Source organism: Klebsiella terrigena (genome assembly GCF_006539725.1).
In the GTDB taxonomy this organism is placed as follows: Bacteria; Pseudomonadota; Gammaproteobacteria; order Enterobacterales; family Enterobacteriaceae; genus Klebsiella; species Klebsiella terrigena.
The window spans coordinates 203,204-223,339 of sequence record NZ_BJNO01000002.1; the positions used below are offsets into that span (position 1 = coordinate 203,204).

The window sequence follows — 20,136 nt, forward strand, 5'->3', positions numbered from 1 at the left end:
TGCCGGTATTTTTTTCTCCAGGAATTGAGGTTACAGATGAGAATTTTGCTGGTCATCGTCATGACCGTGGTACTCAGCGGTTGCGGCAGCATTATTAGCCGCACGGTGCCGGGGCAGGGGCACGGCAATCAGTATTACCCCGGCGTCCAGTGGGACGTTCGCGACTCGCCGTGGCGCTATATCACCATCCTCGACCTGCCTTTTTCGCTGGTGTTCGACACGCTGCTGCTGCCGCTTGATGCGAGCCACGGCCCCTACAATTAGCTAGCGCTCGTCCCACTCATCGGCCGCCGTCTGACCCTCTTCCGTATCCAGTGAGGGTTCAAGCTGAAACTCACCCTCGTCCCATTCATGGAGCGTATTCTCTTCCAGCCACTCCTGGCGGAGCTCTATCTCGTCGTAGTCGCCGTCAAAAACGCTCTGCGCCGCTTCGCCGCTGAGCATCGGCAGGCACTCGCCTTCCCCCTCATCGTCGGCAAAGAACTCGGCCTGCCAGGCAATATCGCCATCCTGCAAGACGTACTTCTGGATATTCAGCTGCTCGACGTTGGCGCTCTCCTCGTCGCTCTCCGGATTATTGGCCAGGTACTCTTCGCGGGCTGCATCGATAGCTTCTTCGAGCGTGGCATAGAAAACGGAATCCTTTGGCATGGCTAACCCCCTAAGAAGAATGAGAAATGGACACGATCCAATCTATAGAAGGCGGCGGGCGATGCGTCAAGGGCAAGGAGGCTTTGCGGACCTAATTTACCGAACGATCGCCGGAGCCCCGGCCGTCAGAGGGTTCGCTGCTTCGCGGCTGACGTAAGGTGATGGTCGAGTAGATAGCGTTGAACAGCACCACGCAGGCGGTGACCAAAAAGACCGCCCGGAAGCCATAGTTGGCGGAGACGGAGGCGCCGATGAGCGGGCCGGTGACGTTGCCAATATCGCGAAACGACTGGTTATAGCTGAAGATGCGGCCGGCGACCTGGCTGGTGGAGTTGTACACCAGCAGCGTTTGCACCGCCGGCAGCAGCGCACCGTCGGCGGCGCCGAGCAGGAAACGCAAAATGCCCAGCTGCAGCGGGGTCTGGACGAATGACATCGGAATAAGCAGCATAACGGAGAGGATCAGCGCCACGATGAGGATTTTTTCCGGCCCGATCCGATCTCCCAGCCGGCCGAGACGCGGGGCGCTGATCAGGGCAGCCACGCCGGGCACGGAGGCGATCATCCCGCTGATAAAGGCAATATTGCTGATGTCTCCGCTCAGATCCCGCACGTACAGCGTCAGGATCGGCGCAATCGACCCGGTCGCAACCTGGATAATCAGGGTAGTGACGAACAGGCTGAGTACCAGTTTTGGGCTTTTCAGGGAGGAGAAGACGTCTCTGGCGCTAAGCATCTCTTTTTTCGCCACCGGCACAAACTGCTCGCGAATGAAGAACAGCGTCAGGAGGAAACAGATAAACAGGACGCTGGCGGTGAGAAAGAAGACGGGGCGCAGGCCCCACAGGTCAGCGAGAAAACCGCCGGCCAGCGGGCCAAGCAGGGCGCCGCTGACCGCCCCGGTGGAGAGCGTACCCAGCGCCCATCCGCTCTTCTGGCGAGGAATTTGGGTGGCGATAAGGGCGTTGGCGTTCGGGATAAACCCGCCTAACAGTCCCAGCAGCGCGCGCAGCAGCAGAAATTGCCAGATATTTTGCGCCAGCCCCATCAGCGCCATGACGATAGCCATTCCGAGCGCGGAACGGAGCAGCATGATTTTGCGACCTTTTCGGTCGGCCAGGCCGCCCCAGAACGGTGAGGCAACGGCAGAGAAAAGAAAGGTAATGCTGAAGACCAGCCCCGACCACATATTGAGGGCGCCGTGGCCCGTTACGCCGAGCTGTTCAACGTAAAGCGGAAGGAACGGCATCACGAGGCTGAACGCCGCGCCGGTTAAAAAACAGCCGAACCAGGTGACGGTAAGATTGCGTTTCCAGTTAACAGGTAGATCGGCAGACGACATAGGTTCCCACTGGCCTGCGCTGCAGGTCAAAAGTTGAAAATATGAGCCTGCTAATTATGCGCCTGAGAAAGGATTGCTGCAACGGAGGAGGGCTTTTAATGCTAAGGTCGTGGCCCCCGAACGGGGGCTTTGTGCGTAATAACGGCGGCTATTCGTAGCGCGAAGGAACGCCGGGTGGGCGCGATTTGAAGCGGCGATGCATCCACATATACTGCTCCGGTGCCATCAGAATGCACTTCTCGACGATGTGGTTCATCCACAGGGCGGTCGTCTGTGGGTCGTCCAGCGGCGGATCGCACTCCGGCGGCAGAATAATCAGCTCATAGCCTTTACCGTCGGGCTTACGCCGCGGCACGAAGGGAACGATGCAGGCTTTCGACATTTTTGCCAGCATCCAGGTACCGGAGGTGGTGGCGGCCTGTTCGACGGCGAAAAAAGGCACGAAGACGCTGGAGGCCGGGCCGTAGTCGTGGTCCGGCGCGTACCAGATAACATCGCCTTTTTTCAGCGCCCGAACCATGCCCTTCAGGTCCTTACGGTCGATCATATCCTTGTTGGAGCGCAGTCGTCCCCACGTCTGCAGCCAGTCGATAACCGGATTATCATTCGGGCGATAGACGCCAATACCTGGCTCATTCATCCCGAACATGCGGGCGCCCATTTCGAGAGTGAGGAAGTGGATACCGATCAGCAGAATGCCGCGTTTTTGTGCCTGTACGGCCCTGATATGTTCGACGCCGATAGAGTCGGTCCAGCGCGCAATGCGGCGCGCAGGCCAGAACCAGGCCATACCGGTTTCCATCAGGCCCATGCCAACGGATTCAAAATTTTGTTTTATCAGCTGACGACGTTCCTGCTCGCTCTTCTCGGGAAAGCAGAGCTCCAGGTTACGGTAGGCAATTTTTGCGCGCCGGGTCATCAGGCGCATCGCGAGTCGACCCAGGGCAGTACCCAGGCGATAAATCAGCGGATAGGGGAGCTGGACAACGAGCCACAGCAGGCCGATTCCTGGCCAAAGTAGCCAATAGCGCGGATGCAGCAACGCCACGGAAAATTTAGGTAAATGGGTCATCTCATACCTGTTTAATTAAGCAACGCGTTATATTATCGCATTTTTTTATGGTTCAGCCAAAACCAGCGGCCCGGTTGGCATTTATTGTTAAATCAGAGCGAAGGTTGCGGTAAAAAATGTAGCGTGAAATGTATGGATGTAAATTAATGCCTTTTTACTATATGATGCCGGCCGTTTGTTTTACTCATTTTTATGTCGAGCAGGTACACCATGCCAGTGTTACATAACCGCATTTCAAATGAGACGTTAAAAGCGCAGATGTTGGCCGAGAGCGAGCCGCGCACGACGATCTCTTTCTATAAGTACTTCACCATCGTTGACCCAAAAGCGACGCGCGACGCCCTGTGGATTGCGCTGACTAAGCTGAACGTGTTTGGCCGTATTTACCTGGCCCACGAAGGGATCAATGCGCAAATCAGCGTCCCGCAAAGCCGCGTTGAGGCCCTGCGCGAATATCTGTACGCCTTCAACCCGGCGCTGGAAGGGCTGCGCATGAACGTCGCCCTCGACGACGACGGTAAATCATTCTGGGTGCTGCGCCTGAAGGTGCGTGACCGAATTGTTGCCGACGGTATCGATGACGAGACCTTTGATGCCTCTGACGTCGGTGACTACCTGAAGGCTGCGGAAGTTAACGCGATGCTGGACGATCCCGACGCGATCTTTATCGATATGCGTAACCATTACGAATACGAAGTGGGGCATTTCGAACAGGCGCTGGAAATTCCCGCCGACACCTTCCGCGATCAGCTGCCGAAGGCGGTTGAGATGATGCAGGAGCATAAAGATAAAAAAATCGTTATGTACTGTACCGGCGGTATCCGCTGCGAAAAAGCCAGCGCGTGGATGAAACACAACGGCTTCAGCAAGGTCTGGCACATTGAAGGCGGCATCATTGAGTATGCGCGTCGCGCGCGCGAGCAGGGTCTGCCGGTGCGTTTTATCGGTAAAAACTTTGTTTTTGATGAGCGCATGGGCGAGCGTATTTCTGACGACATCATCGCGCACTGTCATCAGTGCGGTGAGCCCTGCGATAGCCACACCAACTGCCTGAACGACGGCTGCCATCTGCTGTTTATCCAGTGTCCGAGCTGCGCGGAGAAGTTTGCCGGATGCTGCAGTGAATCCTGTATGGAAGAGCATAAGCTGCCGGAAGAGGAGCAGCGTCAGCTGCGGGCCGGGCGTGAGAATGGGAATAAGATTTTCAATAAATCCCGCGGGCGTCTGAATACCAAGCTCGGGATCCCGGATCCTGAGACGTCAGAAAAACCATAGCCAGACGAGGTCGATAATGGCCAGCAGCAGCCACAGAGCGAGATAGATCATAAAGTGCTCGCGGACGTTGTTGATCAGTAAGTCATACAGGCGACGCATAGGATCTCTCAGTGATAAACGGCCTCCGATGAGGCCGTTTTTTTATTGGTGCAGTGGCGGCACCGCGGGTGGGCCATTATTGCTGAAAGCGGGCCAGCGAGAAGGGGGTCAGATCAAACGCTGGCGATTCTCCGCGGGCAAACTGGACGGCGATTTCGCCCAAAACCGGCGCAAATTTAAAGCCATGGCCGCTTAATCCGCTGATGAGCAGCGTTTGCGGATGACCGGGGAGCGTATCGATAATGAAGTCCTCATCCGGCGTATTGTCATAGGTGCAGGATGCGCCGTGCAGGCAGCCGCCGATGCCGGGCAGGACGTTGCGCAGGAAACTGAACGATTCCGAACCGTCCGTTGCCACGCTGCCAAACGGCGTGCGCTCCTGGGCACTGGAGATAAGCTGCCCGCCGTTGTGCTTGCCTATCTTGAGTTCATTATCTTCCGCCGGGAAGCCGTAGAACTGGTCGCCGTTGGGCAGCTCGCCGGTAAACGCCGGGAAGTTGTTTTTGCTGCTATAGCGGCCATCGGCCTGGAACCAGGCAAAGATTTTGCGCACCGGCTGAACCGGCAATTCCGGCAGCAGGCGGGTTACCCAGGTACCGGCGCTGATCAGCAGCTTTTGCGCGCTGTACTGGCCATCCGCGGTGTCGATAGTGACGCCATCCTGGTGATGGTCGATAGCGGTGACCGGACAGTTGAACAGCTGCGCGCAGCCCGCTTCACGGGCCAGGCGAATCCAGGTTTCAATGGCCAGCTCGCTGCGCAGGACGCCTGATGCCGGCTCAAAAACCCCGCGATAGCCCTCAGGCACGCGAATCTCCGGCCAGCGGGCCATAATGGCCTGGGCGTCCATCTCTTCGACGTTAAGCTCAAATTCACGAGCGCTGTTCATGACGTTGGTGAGAAACGCAGACTCCGCCGGGCCAAGATTGATAACCCCGGTACGCTCAAAAACGGCTTCACCGCTGAGGGTCGCCAGTTCATCCCACAGCTGCTGCGCCCGCAGCACCAGAGGGACATATCGTTCACCTTCACCATAGGCGTGGCGAATAAGACGCGTATTGCCGTGATGACTGCCTTCCTGATGCGGAGGCTGGTGGGCGTCGATCATCAGAACGTTGAGTCCTGCGCGACGAGCGTAATAGCCTGCGGCGGCGCCGGTTGAGCCGCTGCCGATAATGATGAGGTCGTATTGCATGGTATGTTCCGGGTTTTTGCTTTATTAGCAGGGTAATTAACAACCCGCACTTATACAAGCCCGAAAATAAATCAGGCACCAATCGGTGCCCGTTTAGTTAGAGTATATGGATGACCGCAGAATCACTAATGTCTGCGGTACTCATTTACCTGGTATTCACCTGCTTCAATCTTCGCAATACCGGCTTCAAGAATAGAAATAAATTGACGTGCGACGTCCGTCGTCAGCCATAAAGTCTGGCCAATTTCAGCTTCATTACTGCTTTCATGAGTGGGGTTCTGGTAGTGCAGGCGCAACATCAGCGCGTCATAGCTATCTACGGTGCTGATGTCCCATCCGACGAGGGGATGGGTCTGGATGACTTCATTATTCTTTTCCATCATAACCCCTTATTCATATGTTAAAAGACAACAATTCTCGAGGTTTAATGCATATTTTTTGAAGCAAGTTAATTATATCAGGTGTTAAGAATAAACTCGAGAAATTAACGCGCGCGGGGCGAGCTTTTCTCTTTTTGCCGCTTTTTTGCGCAAATTTTGTCCCGCTGTACGTTATTTTGTAAGGAAATAATCAGGAAATTAAAGAAAAGTCTGAGTATTCAGGAAGAGGGAATAAAAAAGCCGGGGCGACCCGGCAAAAGAAGCACAATGAGGGAGCAAATTAATTTGCTGTACCGGTCAGATTTCGAGCTGCATGAGCCTGGAGCAGGCAAAAACCTCGATGAACGACCTGAGGTATTTTGCACCGCCGTCTGCATACAACTCGAATGACTCAGGGTACGTCGTGGATAAACCAGTCATCAGCGCTTTCCCAGGTTTCTTGCAGGATTTCGCTTATCCGGTCTTTATCTTCTTTAAGGCCACCAATAACAGAAAGATTGTTAGCGGTGGCGAAGCGTACGGTTACCTGGCTTGGTTTGGCCGGGAACTGCTGATCGATACGTCGGGAGAGTTCATTATTCAGCGCTTCTAAAGCGCCGCTCGGTAAGGCGGTAGTTTTGGCGATAGACACTTCGATGCGCATGATAGCCCCCTGTGTAATATACTGTTTATTTATACAGTATCATTTGCGTATTTACAACAGAGGGCTGCGTTTTATTTTTTCATCGTCCAGCGCACGGTTTCACCGGCCAGGAAGGGGACCAGCGTGTCGCCAGGCAGCGCGATGCTCTCTGCCACAACGCTCTCTTCGCGCACCAGCTCAACAAAGGTCTCGTTGACCGGCAGGCCGTAGAAGCGCGGGCCGTTAAGCGAGCAAAACGCCTCGAAGTGCTGCAGCGCATTTATCTCTTCAAACACCGTCGCGTAGCTGCCCAGCGCGGTCGGCGCATTAAAGCAGCCGGCGCATCCGCAGCTGGCTTCCTTACGATGACGGGCGTGCGGCGCGGAGTCGGTGCCGAGAAACGCGCGCGTAAAGCCGCTGGCGACCAGCTCGCGCAGCGCCTGCTGGTGAATATTACGTTTGAGGATCGGCAGGCAGTAAAGGTGCGGACGAATACCGCCAACCAGCATGTGGTTACGGTTAAACATCAGATGCTGCGGCGTAATGGTGGCGGCCAGCAGCTCGTTACCATCGCGAACGTACTCTGCGGCGTCTTTGGTGGTGATATGTTCGAACACCACCTTCAGGCCCGGCAGGCGCTGGCGCAGCGGCTCCATGACCGTCTCGATAAAGCGCGCTTCGCGATCGAAAATATCGATTTCCGCATGCGTGACTTCGCCGTGGACCAGCAGCGGCATGCCGAGTTTTTCCATGCGCTCAAGCACCGGCATAATGGCATCGATGCTGGTCACGCCGTGGCTGGAGTTAGTGGTGGCATTGGCCGGGTAGAGTTTAGCCGCGGTGAAAACGCCGGCCTCAAATCCGCGCGCCAGCTCGGCTGGGTCGAGCGTATCGGTGAGGTAGCAGGTCATCAGAGGGGTAAAGTCATGCCCGGCGGGCACGGCGTTAAGGATCCGCTGGCGATAGGCGACGGCGGCTTCAACGGTGGTGACAGGCGGCGCCAGATTCGGCATCACGATCGCCCGACCGTAAAACTCGCTGGTGTAAGGCACGACGGTTTCCAGCATATCGTCATCGCGCAGATGGATGTGCCAGTCGTCAGGGCGACGGATTTTCAGTACCTGGGGTTGTGCTGTCATGGAAGGCTCCGGCTAATAGGTTCAGTCATCAGGGCTGTTTTTCACCGGGCACAAAGGATAAGCGTAAACGTTTTCCTTTGCATCAACTTCCGTAAAAAAACGGGCGCCTGGCGCCCGTGATGTTAATTGGTGAAGGGGATGATTATCTCACCCGGCTTGACCTCTATACCTTTCGCGTACTTTTTCGCCAGCGCTTCGCCGGTGCTGGCGTCTTCGCGCAGAACGTAGGCGGGCTGCTGGTTAAAATAGCTGCGCAGGGATTGATTCAGGTAGGGGATCAGCGTCTGCACGACCGACTGCAGCTTCTCCGGCGCGACTTTCGCATCGACGACTTCCATCTCCTGCAGGAAGATCGCTCCTTTTTCCTTGTTGAATACCGGCAGCGCTTTCAGCTTAAGGTCAATCGTGGCTTTTTGATTACCGAACAGCGAATTGAGATCCAGGCTGGCAACGCCGCTCAAAGTCACCTTATTCGGCTCCTCGCGACCAATCGCACTGGTTAAATTGTGCAGTTCAATATGCGCATCCGCCACGCCCGGCAGGCCGATATCCTTGGCGAAGTGATTACGTTTCTGCAGCGCCTGATTAATTTCCTGTTCGCTTACCGAATACTGCGTAAGCTGATTACAGCCGCTCAGGAGGCCGCTCACGATAAGCGCGGCCACGATAAACATCTTTTTCATTGGGTTCCTTAACGTAATGCCATGGACTCATCCTGACACAAAGCAGCATGGCCTGCCAGCACCACAGGCGCTAGCGGAAAATGCTGAAAATCAGCCCGGCATGACGCAGCGAATCAGGTTCGTGGCTCCAGCATGCCGGAGGCCGAACGCCTGGCGCTGAATTGCCACCATAGGGCGATAAAGGTAATGAAGCCGATAATACCCAGCATCAGCCACGGCAGCTCCGGCTGATTGACCGCTTTACCGGCGTCAAATAGCCACCCGCCGCCGGCGTAGCCGAAGGCCCCACCAAAGGCCAGCCCCAGTCGACTAAAGCCCATATAGCTGCCGCGCGCGCGGGCGTCGGCCAGCGATGCACCCAGGGTTTCACGCGCCGGCTCGGCGATGATCGACCCCATATAGAAAATGCAAATCAGCGTAAACAGCTGCTGCAGGTTGCTGGTTAAGCCGATCGGCAGCATGGCCAGCGTCATGACCAGCAGGCCGGCCATCAGCCGATGCTCCAGCCGATAGCGCTTTTCACTCCAGCGGGCAATCGGGTAGAGCAGCGTCAGGGAGATAGCCGCTTCAATGGCATACATCCATTTGACGGCGGCAGGGGAACCGGCGATGTCGTTGACCATAATCGGCAGCATCAGCATGACCTGCACCGCCAGCATGTAATAGCCGGTTAGCGTCAGGACATAGGTCACGAAGCGCCTGTCGCGCAGCACGCGCCCCAGCCCCTCGCGCACCGGCGTTTTCACCGTCGACAGCTTCCACGCCGGGAGATACCAGGCGTTAAAGCCGGCGCAGGCGACGAACAGCGCCGCGCCGACGCTGCAGACGAGGCGGAAATCGTACTGTAACAACCAGCTGCCGAGCAGGGCGCCGATGACCGCGCCGGCGCTGTCCTGCATCATCAGAATCGAAAAGAAGCGGCCGCGCTGATGCGGACGCACCAGCTTAACGACCAGCGCCGCGCGCGGCGGGTCAAACAGCGTCCCGCCGAGGCCAGAGAGAATGCAGGATAGCCAGAGTACCCACGGCTCGTGGGCCACCGCCATCGCGGCAAAGCCGCCCGCGCGCATCAGCATACCGGTGACGATCATCGGCTTGGCGCCGAAGCGGTCGGCAACCGCGCCGCCAAAAATCCCCAGACCCTGCTGAACCAGCTGGCGCAGGCCGAGGGCGATCCCGACCATCAGCGCGGCCCAGCCCATCTGGTCAACAAAGCGAATGGAAATCAGCGGGAAGACGACAAAAAAGCCGAGAACGACCAGCATATTGTCGACCAACAGGAAGTATTTACCCAGGCTCCTTGCCTGCGATACGCGGGACATTTCCCCTCCTGGGAAAATAGAGATTAGCCTTTCTAGTGTGCGGGGAAGAGCGGGCGTTTCCCAGCGTACCTGCGACAATATTTTTTTATCAAAAAGCAAGTTTGATAGAGGCTATTCATCGAAAAGGGGAGATGGTGCAGAAAATGGTATGTTGCTGTTTTCACACCGTCGTTCAGGACAGGTATAGTGAAGGGAGCAGGGTAATAAGTCAGGGGAACAGGAGAGGGGAATGTTTGGCTACCGCAGTAACGTACCAAAGGTGCGTTTGACGACGGACAGGCTGGTGACGCGGCTGGTCCACGATCGTGACGCCTGGCGTCTGGCCGACTACTACGCGGAGAATAAAGGGTTCTTAAAACCCTGGGAGCCGGTGCGCGATGACAGCCACTGCTACCCCTCCGGCTGGCAGGCGCGCTTGTCGATGATTTCGGAGTTTCATAAGCAGGGATCGGCGTTCTACTTTGCGCTCCTCGATCCGCAAGAAAAAGAGATAGTCGGCGTGGCGAATTTTTCGAACGTGGTGCGCGGGTCGTTTCATGCCTGCTACCTCGGCTACTCCATCGGCGAGAAGTGGCAGGGGCAGGGCCTGATGTTTGAAGCGCTGACTTCGGCGATTCGCTATATGCAGCGCACGCAGCATATCCATCGCATCATGGCCAACTATATGCCGCACAACCAGCGCAGCGGCGATTTGCTGGCGCGTCTTGGCTTTGAAAAAGAGGGTTACGCCAAAGATTATCTGCTAATCGATGGCCAGTGGCGTGACCACGTATTGACGGCGTTGACGACACCGGACTGGATCCCGGGTCGCTAAGGAGAGAGCATGAAATATCAGTTAACCGCGCACGAAGCGCGCGTTATTGGCTGCCTGCTGGAGAAACAGGTCACGACGCCGGAGCAGTATCCTCTATCGGTTAACGCGGTGGTGACCGCCTGCAACCAGAAAACCAACCGCGAGCCGGTGATGTCGCTCAGCGAAAGCGATATCCAGGACCTGCTGGATACGTTAGTTAAGCGCCATTTCCTGCGCACGGTGAGCGGGTTTGGCAATCGGGTGACCAAATACGAACAGCGCTTTTGCAACTCCGAGTTCGGCGATCTGAAGCTGACCCCGGCGGAGGTCGCGGTGGTCACGACGCTGCTGCTGCGCGGCGCGCAGACGCCGGGCGAGCTGCGCAGCCGGGCGCAAAGAATGTACGAATTTAGCGATATGGCGGAAATCGAAGGCGTGCTCGAGACGCTGGCAGGCCGCGAGGATGGCCCCTTTGTCGCGCGTCTGCCTCGCGAGCCGGGGAAGCGCGAATGCCGCTACATGCATCTGTTCTGCGATGATATGGACTCGCTGATTACGGCGGTAGAAGCGGTATCGCCGGCGGGAGACGATCTCCAGACCCGGGTTGAGGTGCTGGAGGCCGAAGTGGCGGAACTTAAAGAGCGGCTGGCCTCGCTGCTGGCTCATCTGGGGGATTAATCGTGACGGCGAAACTACGCGTTGGAGTGGTGGGACTGGGCGGCATTGCGCAGAAGGCCTGGCTCCCGGTGTTAGGCGCCGCGGACGGCTGGACGCTGCAGGCGGCCTGGTCTCCGGGGAAAGAGAAGGCGCTGCGCGTCTGCGAAACCTGGCGTATACCCTACGCTGACTCTCTGGAGCAGCTGGCGGCGCAGTGCGATGCGGTCTTTGTCCATACCTCAACGGCCTCGCATTTTGAGGTCGTCAGCCGGCTGCTTGGCGCCGGGGTGCATGTCTGCGTGGATAAGCCGCTGGCGGATAAGCTCAGCGATGCCGAATCCCTGGTCGAGCTGGCCGCCCGCCGTGGGCTAACGCTGATGGTCGGATTTAACCGTCGCTTTGCGCCGCTCTATCGCGAGCTGAAAGCGCATCTGGACGATGCCGCCTCGCTGCGTATGGATAAGCATCGCAGCGACAGCGTCGGTCACGATCTGCGCTTTACGCTGCTTGATGACTACCTGCATGTGGTCGATACCGCGCTGTGGCTGGCCGGCGGGAAGGCGCGTCTCAGCGGCGGTTTGCTGCAAACCACCGCCCAGGGCGAAATGCTCTATGCTGAGCACCACTTCAGCTCGTCGCAGCTGGAGGTGACCACCAGCATGCACCGGCGCGCCGGCAGCCAGCGGGAGTGGGTGCAGGCGGTTACCGACGGCGGCCTGTATGAGGTTCGCGATATGCGCGAGTGGCACGAAGAGCGCGGTCAGGGCGTGGTTCAGCGTCCGGTTCCCGGCTGGCAAACCACCCTCGAGCAGCGCGGCTTTGTCGGCTGCGCGCGTCATTTTATCGAATGCGTGCAAAATCAGACGGTTCCCGAAACCGCTGGCGAACAGGCGCTGCTGGCCCAGCGCATCGTTGAAAAGCTGTGGCGCGAGGCGATGAGCGAATAATTCGTTGTAACATCTGGCAGTAGTAATTCATGACGAACCCGGTAGACTATCGCCACTTTCCAGCGCCCGCCATTGCGGGCGTTTTACTTCAGGGTTGTGGAAAACACCTCAATGAACCTTTTAAAATCACTGGCGGCAGTCAGTTCGATGACCATGTTTTCGCGCGTGCTGGGCTTTGCGCGAGACGCCATCGTCGCGCGTATTTTTGGTGCCGGCATGGCGACGGACGCCTTTTTTGTGGCGTTCAAATTACCGAATCTGCTGCGGCGCATTTTTGCCGAAGGCGCGTTTTCTCAGGCGTTTGTACCGATACTGGCGGAATATAAAAGCAAACAGGGCGAAGACGCCACCCGCGTATTTGTCTCCTATGTTTCAGGCCTGCTGACGCTGGTTCTGGCGGTAGTCACCGTGCTCGGCATGCTGGCCGCGCCGTGGGTCATCACCGTGACCGCGCCAGGGTTTGCCGACTCCCCGGATAAATTTGCGCTGACGACCCAGCTGCTGCGCATCACTTTTCCCTATATTTTGCTTATCTCGCTGGCCTCGTTAGCTGGCGCGATCCTTAACACCTGGAACCGTTTTTCGGTCCCTGCCTTTGCGCCGACTTTTCTTAACGTCAGCATGATTGGCTTTGCGCTATTTGCGGCACCGTATTTCCACCCACCGATGCTGGCAATGGCGTGGGCGGTCACCGTCGGCGGCGTGCTGCAGCTGGCGTATCAGCTGCCGCATCTGAAAAAAATCGGCATGCTGGTGCTGCCGCGTATCAGCCTGAAAGACGCCGGTGCGGTGCGGGTAGTAAAACAGATGGGGCCGGCGATCCTCGGCGTATCCGTCAGCCAGATCTCACTGATTATCAACACCATATTCGCCTCTTTCCTCGTTTCCGGGTCGGTCTCCTGGATGTACTACGCCGATCGCCTGATGGAGTTTCCCTCCGGCGTGCTGGGCGTGGCGCTGGGGACCATCCTGCTGCCGTCGCTGTCGAAAAGCTTTGCCAGCGGCAATCATGATGAGTACTGCCGTTTGATGGACTGGGGGCTGCGCCTGTGCTTCCTGCTGGCCCTGCCGAGCGCGGTGGCGCTGGGGATCCTCGCGAAGCCGCTGACGGTAGCCCTGTTCCAGTACGGCAAGTTTAGCGCCTTTGATGCGGCGATGACCCAGCGCGCGCTGGTGGCCTATTCGGTCGGCCTGATGGGGCTCATCGTCGTCAAGGTCCTGGCGCCGGGGTTCTACTCGCGCCAGGATATTAAAACGCCGGTTAAAATCGCCATCGTCACCCTGATTATGACCCAGGTGATGAACCTGATCTTTATCGGCCCGCTGAAGCATGCCGGCCTGTCGCTCTCTATCGGGCTTGCCGCCTGCCTCAACGCCGCGCTGCTCTACTGGCAGCTGCGTAAGCAAAAAATATTCACTCCGCAGCCGGGCTGGTTTACCTTCCTGCTGCGTCTGGTGATTGCGGTGCTGGTGATGTCTGCGGCGCTGCTCGGGATGATGTATATCATGCCGGAGTGGTCCCAGGGGACCATGCCGTTCCGTCTGCTGCGCCTGATGGCGGTGGTGGGGGTTGGCGTGGTGGCCTATTTTGCCAGCCTGCTGCTGCTGGGCTTTAGGGTGAAAGAGTTTGCCCGACGCACGGCCTGAAGCTAAACGCCGGGTAGAAACAGACCCGCTCCGCAGCGCGGAGCGGGTTTTTTTATTCTTCTGCGCGCTGCAGCGCCGCGATCCGTGCGTTTTCCAGCAGGCGAATTGCAAGGGCGATTGCGCCCGCGGCGACGGCCAGAATCACCACGCCGTTCCAGCCGGCTATCACGTACAGCTTGCTGCCGAGCACGGAGCCGAGCGACATACCAATAAAGACCCCGGTGAACAGCAGGGCGTTCAGCCTGCCGCGGGCCTGCGGCTCCAGGCCGTAGACGAGGTTCTGGTGCGCCACGAGGCTTGACTGCAGGCCAAGGTCGAAGCCGATAGCCGCGATGGCGATCAGTACCAGCTGGCCGTGAGGCGGCAGGACCGGCATCAGGAACATCAGGGCAAAAGAGAGGGTAACCAGCGCGGCACCCAGCTGGGTGACCTTCCCGGCGCCATACTTATCCGCCAGGCCACCGGCCAGCGGTGCGGCGAGCGCGCCCGCGGCCCCGGCGATGCCGAATCCACCGGCAACGGCGCTGCCCATCTGATAGCGTTCGAGCAGCATGACCGCCAGCGTTGACCAGAAGGCGCTGAAGGCGACGGAGAGGAACCCCTGCGCCAGCGCGGCGCGGCGCAGAGCGGGGTAGCGCTGCCACAGATGCGCCATCGACTTCATAAGCTGCGGATAGCTCAGCGCGGAGTGAATTTCAAACCGCGGCACCACCCGCCACATCAGCAGGCCAATCAGTGCGATGCTCACCGCCGCCGCCTGATACATCACCCGCCAGCCAAATAGCGCGCCGACCACGCCGCTCACCGTTCTTGAGAGCAGGATCCCCAGCAGCAGGCCGGTCATGACGGTGCCGACCATTTTCCCCTGTTTTCCCGCCGGGGCGAGGATTGCGGCCGCCGGCACGATGTCCTGGGCCATCGTCGCCGCCATACCGATAAGCAGGCTGACAATCAGCAGGGAAGTGAGCTGCCCCGTCAGGCTACACAGCAGCAGGAGCACGGCCAGCGCCGCGCTTTTAATCAAAATTAGCGTACGGCGGTCATGACGATCGCCCAGCGGCAGAAGAAACAGAATGCCCAGCGCGTAGCCCGCCTGAGTCAGGGTAGGAACCAGCCCCATGCCTTCGACGCTAAGATGCAGATTGGCACCCATCAGCGGCAGCAGCGGCTGCGCGTAGTAAATAGAGGCGACGCTAAAACCTGCGCCAAGTGCGAGTATGAAGATAATCCAGCCGGCTTCGCGGGGGGATAGTGTTGTCGGTGCCATGATAAAGCCCTCGTAGATGCGATGGCGCTATTTTTCCCTGAATCCGGCTGGCGCGGTAGATAGCGTGGTGGTAAAACGGTTATACGCTAAACGTATAGGCATGGTAAATATGAAACGGCAGGAACGTATAGACCGAATTGAACTGATGCGCACTTTTATTCGAATCGTCGAAGCCGGCTCGCTTTCTGCCGCTGCGCTGCAGATGACCACGACTCAGGCGACGGTGAGCCGGCGCCTGCAGTCGCTGGAGGGGCTGCTGGGCAGCAAGCTTATTCTGCGCACCACCCATGCGATGAAGCTGACCGACGACGGCGAGCGCTGCTATCAGCATGCACGTCGGGTGGTTGATGCGTGGCTGGCGCTGGAGGACGACCTGAGCATTGCCGATGACCGACCCGTCGGCGTGCTGCGGGTACGTGCGCCGCACGCGTTTGGTCAGCAGCAGCTGCTGGAGCCGCTGGTCAGCTTTCTGCAGCGCTATCCTCAGCTCGCCGTAGAGTGGATGCTCAATGACAAAAACGTCGATTTTCTCAGCGATAATATCGATTGTGCGATACGCGTCGGGGCCGAAGTCGATCCGGAGACGGTATCGGTGCTGCTGGCTGAAGTACCGCGCAGCGTGGTTGCCTCTCCCTCGCTGCTGGCGCGCTACCCGGCATTAGAAACGCCCCAGCAGCTGTCGCAGCTGCCGTGGGTAGCGATCAGCACCTTTTATCAGCATGAGGTGAAATTATTCCATCAGGAGCAAAGTCAGCAGCAGGTCTTCGGCATCGTGCCGTGCCTGAGCACCGACAGCGTGTACGTGGCGCGCAATACCGCGCTGGCGGGATTGGGAGTGGCTATCGTTTCAAGCTGGGCGGTGGTGGAGGATATCGCCGCCGGGCGGCTGGTCGAGCCGTTCCCGCAGTGGCGAGCCTCTTCGCTGCCGGTCCACCTGGTCTATCCGTGGGCGCGGTACTATCCGACCCGTTTACGCAAGTTTCTCGACCTGATGCGCGAGGTTATGCCGCAGGTGGCGGGTATGCAGCGCCCGGAAGGGGAATAAAAAAAAACCGGCCAGAGGCCGGTTTTTTTAGACTTAACGCTTACTCGACGGACTGTGGACGGGTTGGTTCCGCCGTAGCCTGATGAGTTGCGCTATGACCGCCGGCAGAACCTTTGCCGTCGAACGCGAACGACGGGCGAACCCAGTCGCTGCGACGCGGTGCTTCCGGTTCGTAAGCCGGAGCCGGTGCGCGGGTCATCGGCGCGGTAGCGTGGCGGTCAGTATCGATAACCGCTGCAGCGACGGGAGCGGGTGCTACCGCGGCAACAGGGGCCGGCGCCTGGTCAACGACCTGCGGTGCCACAGCTTCTTCCACTTCAACTGGCGCTTCTGCCTGGACTGCAGGCTCGGCGTCAACGACGGCGGTTTCAGGCTCGGCAGCCGGCTGCTCAACCACGGCTTCTTCGTCTACGGCTGCAGACTCAGCGGCGATGACAGGCTCAGCAGTGATAACCGGCTCAGCGATAGCTTCAGCTTTAACCTCAACTTCAGCTTCAGCTGCGGCTTCTGCGACGGTCTCAGCAACGACTTCCTCAGGCGCCGCCTGCTGTTCGCTGGCGATAACCTGCGCAGCCGCTTCCGGCGCTTCGGCTTCGCTGGCAGCGACGTCAGCCGCGACCGGTGCGATGACTTCCGCAACGGCCGGTTCGCTAACGATCTGCTCGGCAATAGCCGGCTCGGCAACGACAGCTGGCGCGACGGTTTCGGCAACAAAAGCCTGAACCTGCGGCTCTTCCTGCTGCTGGTCGTTCGGGCGGGCTACCGGGTAACGGATCCAGATTTTACCTGAAGCCATTTCCGGCGACGCGCAGGCTACGGTCAGCGGCATCGGTGATTGGGTCGGATAACGCTCGTCACGGTAACGACGACGACGCTGACCGCTCACGCGCAGATGGCGCGGCGAACGACGGGAGCGGCGCGGCATACCGTTAGCATCACGGGATTCGTTGCTCTCTTCGTGCTCAACGTGAGTCTCAACCACCGCAGGCAGGTCAACTTTCGCCAGTTCAGTACGCGGAGCCACAACAACGTCTGGCTGCGCTTTCTCAACTACGGCTTCAGCTGCTTCTACGGCGACTTCCGCTACCGCAGATTCGATGCGAACCTTGTGGGCCAGCTGGCGAGGTTTACGACGCGGCATGTTCTGAACGCGTTCTTCCAGCTCAGCTTCCTGCAGAACAACCGGCTCATCCTGTACCTTAACGGCAACGGCTTCCAGCGGTGCCTGACGCTTATCGTCATTATTACGACGACGGTTACGTTCACGGCGCGGCTGCTGCTCGTCACGGGATTTCGCTTTTTCCGCTTCGTCGCCGGTGGCCTGGCGAGGTTCGCGCAGCTCGACGTTCTGCTGCTGCTTCTCACGACGGTTACGACGGTTCTCCTCGCGGGATTCACGAGACTCACGGCCTTCGCCGTTTTCGCTGCGGTTATCGCGGTCAGCACGCTCTACACGGTTATCGCGCTCGGCACGGTTGTCGCGGTTGTCACGATTCTCGCGGTTATCACGATTTTCACGGTTATCGCGACTATCACGGCCTTCGCGGTTGTCACGACGATCGTTACGATCGCGGCGATTATTGGTACGCGGTTTACGACGTTCCTGCTGGCGTTCCGGCTTCTCTTCGACTTTCTTCTCTTCCTGGACTTCAGCCGGTTTGGCTTCTTCCGTACCAGAGAAGATATTTTTCAAGGCGCCAAAGAAGCGAGAGATCAGGCCCGGCTGGGCCGGCGCTGAGGCCACGGCCGCTGTCGGTGCGCTGGCGGCTACGGCGACGGCTTCAGGCTCTTCATATGCCGGCGCAGGCGGAGCGTCCGGCATGACGAAGGTTGCCAGTGCCGGCTGTTCCGGACGTTTACGTTCCGCCGGTTCTTCATCAGCTGGCAGCGCCATCTCTTCTTCATGCAGCTTCGGCAGCAGATAGCTCAGGGTAGAGGTCTCTTCGCCTTTGCGCACGCGCAGCACGGAATAGTGCGGGGTTTCCATCTGATCGTTCGGCACGATGATAACGCGCACGTCGCCCTGACGTGTTTCGATAGCGCTTACCGCCGCACGTTTTTCGTTCAGCAGATAGGACGCGATTGGCACAGGAACGATCGCGTGAACTTCCTGGGTGTTCTCCTTCAGCGCTTCTTCTTCAATCAGACGCAGAATGGAGAGCGACAGGGATTCGTTATCGCGCACGGTGCCGGTGCCGCTACAGCGCGGGCAGACGTGATGGCTGGATTCGCCGAGCGATGGGCTCAGGCGCTGACGCGACATTTCGAGCAGGCCAAAGCGAGAAATATGGCTGATCTGGATGCGCGCGCGATCCTGACGTACGGCTTCGCGCAGGCGGTTTTCTACCGCGCGCTGGTGGCGTACCGGGGTCATATCGATAAAGTCGATAACGATAAGACCGCCGAGGTCGCGCAGACGCAGCTGGCGGGCAATCTCATCGGATGCTTCAAGGTTAGTGTTGAAGGCGGTTTCTTCGATATCGCCGCCGCGGGTTGCGCGTGCGGAGTTGATATCGATCGCGGTCAACGCCTCGGTGCTATCGATAACGATAGAGCCGCCGGACGGCAGACGAACTTCACGCTGGAAAGCGGATTCGATCTGCGATTCGATTTGGTAGTGGCTGAACAGCGGGATTTCACCGGTGTAGAGCTTAATTTTGCTGCTGAAGTCCGGGCGACCCAGCGCGGCGATGTGCTGGCGAGCCAGCTCAAGCACTTTCGGGTTATCGATAAGAATTTCACCGATATCCTGACGCAGGTAGTCGCGGAACGCGCGCACGATGACGTTGCTTTCCTGGTGAATCAGGAACGGCGCCGGGCGGCTTTCTGCGGCTTTCTGGATAGCTTCCCAGTGCTTCAGGCGGAAGCTAAGGTCCCACTGCAGCGCTTCGGCAGATTTGCCGACGCCCGCGGTGCGTACAATTAGCCCCATACCGTCCGGCAGCTCGAGGCTGGCCAGCGCTTCTTTCAGCTCGGTGCGATCGTCACCCTCGATGCGGCGAGAAATACCGCCAGCGCGCGGGTTATTCGGCATCAGTACCAGATAGCTGCCTGCCAGGCTGATAAAGGTGGTGAGCGCGGCGCCTTTGTTGCCACGTTCTTCTTTATCAATCTGGACAATAACTTCCTGACCTTCACGCAGCACATCCTTAATGTTAGGACGGCCGTGAGCGTTGTAGCTGGCTGGGAAGTATTCGCGGGCAATTTCTTTAAGAGGGAGGAAACCATGACGCTCGGCGCCGTAATCAACAAATGCGGCCTCCAGGCTAGGTTCAATACGGGTGATTTTGCCTTTGTAGATGTTCGCTTTTTTCTGTTCGTGCCCGGGGCTTTCGATATCCAGGTCGTACAGGCGCTGCCCATCAACAAGGGCGACGCGCAACTCTTCCTGCTGAGTTGCGTTGATTAACATTCTTTTCATCGTAACTTACTCATTATTCTTACATTGACGACTAAGCTGCGGGCAGAGTAACGCCTTGCCGGGGGAAACCGATGGCCTCGTGTCTGTTTCACGTCGCCAACCTCACGGTTGTCGCGCGCTTAAGAGGCGCAGAGTGTCGGTCGCCTGCATTTCAAACGGAAACACAGCGCAATTGTCAGGGGAATTGCCTGGGATGTATCACCAGAGAAGATTCCATTTATACACTTCATGCATCGAGCTGCTTTTGCACTGGCTGCGCTCGTTCATCCCTGTTACCTGGCGATGCAGGTTGCCGGGGATTCACTCTCTTGCTGCCATGACGCATCTCGAATAATTTTGCGTATATTCTATCGTCTTTCACGTTGCAGGCGTGTTGGCTTAACCTGCTCATCACAATCATGCGATTATCATGAGCTCCCGGGGATACCCGGAGTCGACGCCTTCCTGCGACGTGAAATCCATAGAGCCTGTACCGGTAAGGACTGCAACCCGCAGCCCGCTAACTGTCTGAAAGATCAATACGTCTTACGCCATTGCTGCGTTGATGATCGGTCAGACAAAATGGGTCATTCCGCTAAT

At 58.2% G+C, this 20,136-nt stretch carries 19 protein-coding genes; 7 read left to right on the top strand and 12 right to left on the bottom strand.

What is annotated here, in order from left to right; all coding sequences use genetic code 11:
• The first annotated feature begins 36 nt into the window (after positions 1 to 36).
• Positions 37 to 264, top strand: a complete 228-nt coding sequence (locus RTE01_RS03760) for a YceK/YidQ family lipoprotein (protein WP_041144943.1) — start codon at positions 37 to 39, stop codon at positions 262 to 264.
• Here the strand turns inward: RTE01_RS03760 and RTE01_RS03765 are convergent, their stop codons facing one another.
• The 3 genes from RTE01_RS03765 to RTE01_RS03775 form a co-directional block, all read right to left on the bottom strand.
• On the bottom strand, positions 265 to 651 hold the full coding sequence (locus RTE01_RS03765; protein WP_041144944.1) for a MysB family protein: 387 nt from the start codon (positions 649 to 651) through the stop codon (positions 265 to 267).
• Between the two features lie 91 nt (positions 652 to 742).
• Positions 743 to 1,993: a multidrug efflux MFS transporter MdtG gene (gene mdtG / locus RTE01_RS03770; protein WP_141334703.1), complete on the bottom strand. Its 1,251-nt coding sequence runs from the start codon at positions 1,991 to 1,993 to the stop codon at positions 743 to 745.
• A gap of 148 nt (positions 1,994 to 2,141) precedes the next feature.
• A complete protein-coding gene (locus tag RTE01_RS03775; RefSeq protein WP_134525540.1) occupies positions 2,142 to 3,065 on the bottom strand; it encodes a Kdo(2)-lipid IV(A) acyltransferase in 924 nt (307 codons plus the stop codon).
• A gap of 210 nt (positions 3,066 to 3,275) precedes the next feature.
• On the opposite strand from RTE01_RS03775, the gene trhO reads away from it, so the two are divergent.
• Positions 3,276 to 4,340 carry an oxygen-dependent tRNA uridine(34) hydroxylase TrhO gene (gene trhO, locus RTE01_RS03780; RefSeq protein ID WP_041144947.1) on the top strand — a complete coding sequence of 355 codons (1,065 nt, stop codon included), beginning with the start codon at positions 3,276 to 3,278 and terminating at the stop codon, positions 4,338 to 4,340.
• Here the strand turns inward: trhO and RTE01_RS03785 are convergent.
• From RTE01_RS03785 to mdtH, 7 genes are all read right to left on the bottom strand, one after another.
• Positions 4,326 to 4,439, bottom strand: a complete 114-nt coding sequence (locus tag RTE01_RS03785; RefSeq protein WP_071844905.1) for a DUF2770 family protein — start codon at positions 4,437 to 4,439, stop codon at positions 4,326 to 4,328. The two genes, trhO and RTE01_RS03785, sit on opposite strands and share 15 nt — an antisense overlap.
• A gap of 76 nt (positions 4,440 to 4,515) precedes the next feature.
• The gene (solA, locus tag RTE01_RS03790) at positions 4,516 to 5,634 is read right to left on the bottom strand and encodes an N-methyl-L-tryptophan oxidase (protein WP_041144948.1); all 1,119 of its coding nucleotides are present in this window, start codon (positions 5,632 to 5,634) and stop codon (positions 4,516 to 4,518) included.
• Between the two features lie 125 nt (positions 5,635 to 5,759).
• Positions 5,760 to 6,014, bottom strand: coding sequence for a biofilm formation regulator BssS (bssS, locus tag RTE01_RS03795; protein WP_041144949.1), 255 nt, complete (start codon positions 6,012 to 6,014; stop codon positions 5,760 to 5,762).
• A 391-nt stretch (positions 6,015 to 6,405) separates the two neighbouring features.
• Positions 6,406 to 6,657 (bottom strand): DNA damage-inducible protein I, encoded by a 252-nt coding sequence (gene dinI / locus RTE01_RS03800; protein ID WP_041144950.1) that lies wholly within the window; start codon positions 6,655 to 6,657, stop codon positions 6,406 to 6,408.
• Between the two features lie 71 nt (positions 6,658 to 6,728).
• Positions 6,729 to 7,775, bottom strand: a complete 1,047-nt coding sequence (gene pyrC / locus RTE01_RS03805) for a dihydroorotase (protein WP_141334705.1) — start codon at positions 7,773 to 7,775, stop codon at positions 6,729 to 6,731.
• 122 nt (positions 7,776 to 7,897) lie between these two features.
• Positions 7,898 to 8,458 carry a lipoprotein gene (locus tag RTE01_RS03810; RefSeq protein ID WP_041144952.1) on the bottom strand — a complete coding sequence of 187 codons (561 nt, stop codon included), beginning with the start codon at positions 8,456 to 8,458 and terminating at the stop codon, positions 7,898 to 7,900.
• A 113-nt stretch (positions 8,459 to 8,571) separates the two neighbouring features.
• Positions 8,572 to 9,780: a multidrug efflux MFS transporter MdtH gene (mdtH, locus tag RTE01_RS03815; protein WP_041144953.1), complete on the bottom strand. Its 1,209-nt coding sequence runs from the start codon at positions 9,778 to 9,780 to the stop codon at positions 8,572 to 8,574.
• A gap of 229 nt (positions 9,781 to 10,009) precedes the next feature.
• On the opposite strand from mdtH, the gene rimJ reads away from it, so the two are divergent.
• The 4 genes from rimJ to murJ all read left to right on the top strand — a co-directional run bounded on the left by rimJ (position 10,010) and on the right by murJ (position 13,824).
• Positions 10,010 to 10,594, top strand: coding sequence for a ribosomal protein S5-alanine N-acetyltransferase (gene rimJ, locus RTE01_RS03820; RefSeq protein WP_041144954.1), 585 nt, complete (start codon positions 10,010 to 10,012; stop codon positions 10,592 to 10,594).
• Positions 10,595 to 10,603: 9 nt separating this feature from the next.
• The gene (locus tag RTE01_RS03825; RefSeq protein ID WP_041144955.1) at positions 10,604 to 11,251 is read left to right on the top strand and encodes a YceH family protein; all 648 of its coding nucleotides are present in this window, start codon (positions 10,604 to 10,606) and stop codon (positions 11,249 to 11,251) included.
• 2 nt (positions 11,252 to 11,253) lie between these two features.
• Positions 11,254 to 12,177, top strand: coding sequence for a Gfo/Idh/MocA family protein (locus RTE01_RS03830; RefSeq protein ID WP_134525542.1), 924 nt, complete (start codon positions 11,254 to 11,256; stop codon positions 12,175 to 12,177).
• 111 nt (positions 12,178 to 12,288) lie between these two features.
• Positions 12,289 to 13,824, top strand: coding sequence for a murein biosynthesis integral membrane protein MurJ (gene murJ / locus RTE01_RS03835; RefSeq protein ID WP_041144957.1), 1,536 nt, complete (start codon positions 12,289 to 12,291; stop codon positions 13,822 to 13,824).
• A 52-nt stretch (positions 13,825 to 13,876) separates the two neighbouring features.
• Here the strand turns inward: murJ and RTE01_RS03840 are convergent, their stop codons facing one another.
• Positions 13,877 to 15,091: an MFS transporter gene (locus tag RTE01_RS03840; protein WP_134525544.1), complete on the bottom strand. Its 1,215-nt coding sequence runs from the start codon at positions 15,089 to 15,091 to the stop codon at positions 13,877 to 13,879.
• A gap of 16 nt (positions 15,092 to 15,107) precedes the next feature.
• Between RTE01_RS03840 and RTE01_RS03845 the strand changes: the two genes are divergently transcribed.
• On the top strand, positions 15,108 to 16,136 hold the full coding sequence (locus tag RTE01_RS03845; protein ID WP_166793720.1) for a LysR family transcriptional regulator: 1,029 nt from the start codon (positions 15,108 to 15,110) through the stop codon (positions 16,134 to 16,136).
• Positions 16,137 to 16,176: 40 nt separating this feature from the next.
• On the opposite strand, the gene rne is transcribed toward RTE01_RS03845, so the two are convergent.
• Positions 16,177 to 19,557, bottom strand: a complete 3,381-nt coding sequence (rne, locus tag RTE01_RS03850) for a ribonuclease E (RefSeq protein ID WP_134525546.1) — start codon at positions 19,555 to 19,557, stop codon at positions 16,177 to 16,179.
• Positions 19,558 to 20,136 lie beyond the last annotated feature (579 nt).

Excerpts from the sequence above, each read along its gene's own strand:
- RTE01_RS03760 (WP_041144943.1), top strand. The coding sequence starts at position 37 with ATGAGAATTTTGCTGGTCATCGTCATGACCGTGGTACTCAGCGGTTGC.
- RTE01_RS03765 (WP_041144944.1), bottom strand. The coding sequence starts at position 651 with ATGCCAAAGGATTCCGTTTTCTATGCCACGCTCGAAGAAGCTATCGAT.
- mdtG (WP_141334703.1), bottom strand. The coding sequence starts at position 1,993 with ATGTCGTCTGCCGATCTACCTGTTAACTGGAAACGCAATCTTACCGTC.
- RTE01_RS03775 (WP_134525540.1), bottom strand. The coding sequence starts at position 3,065 with ATGACCCATTTACCTAAATTTTCCGTGGCGTTGCTGCATCCGCGCTAT.
- trhO (WP_041144947.1), top strand. The coding sequence starts at position 3,276 with ATGCCAGTGTTACATAACCGCATTTCAAATGAGACGTTAAAAGCGCAG.
- RTE01_RS03785 (WP_071844905.1), bottom strand. The coding sequence starts at position 4,439 with ATGCGTCGCCTGTATGACTTACTGATCAACAACGTCCGCGAGCACTTT.
- solA (WP_041144948.1), bottom strand. The coding sequence starts at position 5,634 with ATGCAATACGACCTCATCATTATCGGCAGCGGCTCAACCGGCGCCGCC.
- bssS (WP_041144949.1), bottom strand. The coding sequence starts at position 6,014 with ATGGAAAAGAATAATGAAGTCATCCAGACCCATCCCCTCGTCGGATGG.
- dinI (WP_041144950.1), bottom strand. The coding sequence starts at position 6,657 with ATGCGCATCGAAGTGTCTATCGCCAAAACTACCGCCTTACCGAGCGGC.
- pyrC (WP_141334705.1), bottom strand. The coding sequence starts at position 7,775 with ATGACAGCACAACCCCAGGTACTGAAAATCCGTCGCCCTGACGACTGG.
- RTE01_RS03810 (WP_041144952.1), bottom strand. The coding sequence starts at position 8,458 with ATGAAAAAGATGTTTATCGTGGCCGCGCTTATCGTGAGCGGCCTCCTG.
- mdtH (WP_041144953.1), bottom strand. The coding sequence starts at position 9,780 with ATGTCCCGCGTATCGCAGGCAAGGAGCCTGGGTAAATACTTCCTGTTG.
- rimJ (WP_041144954.1), top strand. The coding sequence starts at position 10,010 with ATGTTTGGCTACCGCAGTAACGTACCAAAGGTGCGTTTGACGACGGAC.
- RTE01_RS03825 (WP_041144955.1), top strand. The coding sequence starts at position 10,604 with ATGAAATATCAGTTAACCGCGCACGAAGCGCGCGTTATTGGCTGCCTG.
- murJ (WP_041144957.1), top strand. The coding sequence starts at position 12,289 with ATGAACCTTTTAAAATCACTGGCGGCAGTCAGTTCGATGACCATGTTT.
- RTE01_RS03840 (WP_134525544.1), bottom strand. The coding sequence starts at position 15,091 with ATGGCACCGACAACACTATCCCCCCGCGAAGCCGGCTGGATTATCTTC.
- RTE01_RS03845 (WP_166793720.1), top strand. The coding sequence starts at position 15,108 with ATGCGATGGCGCTATTTTTCCCTGAATCCGGCTGGCGCGGTAGATAGC.
- rne (WP_134525546.1), bottom strand. The coding sequence starts at position 19,557 with ATGAAAAGAATGTTAATCAACGCAACTCAGCAGGAAGAGTTGCGCGTC.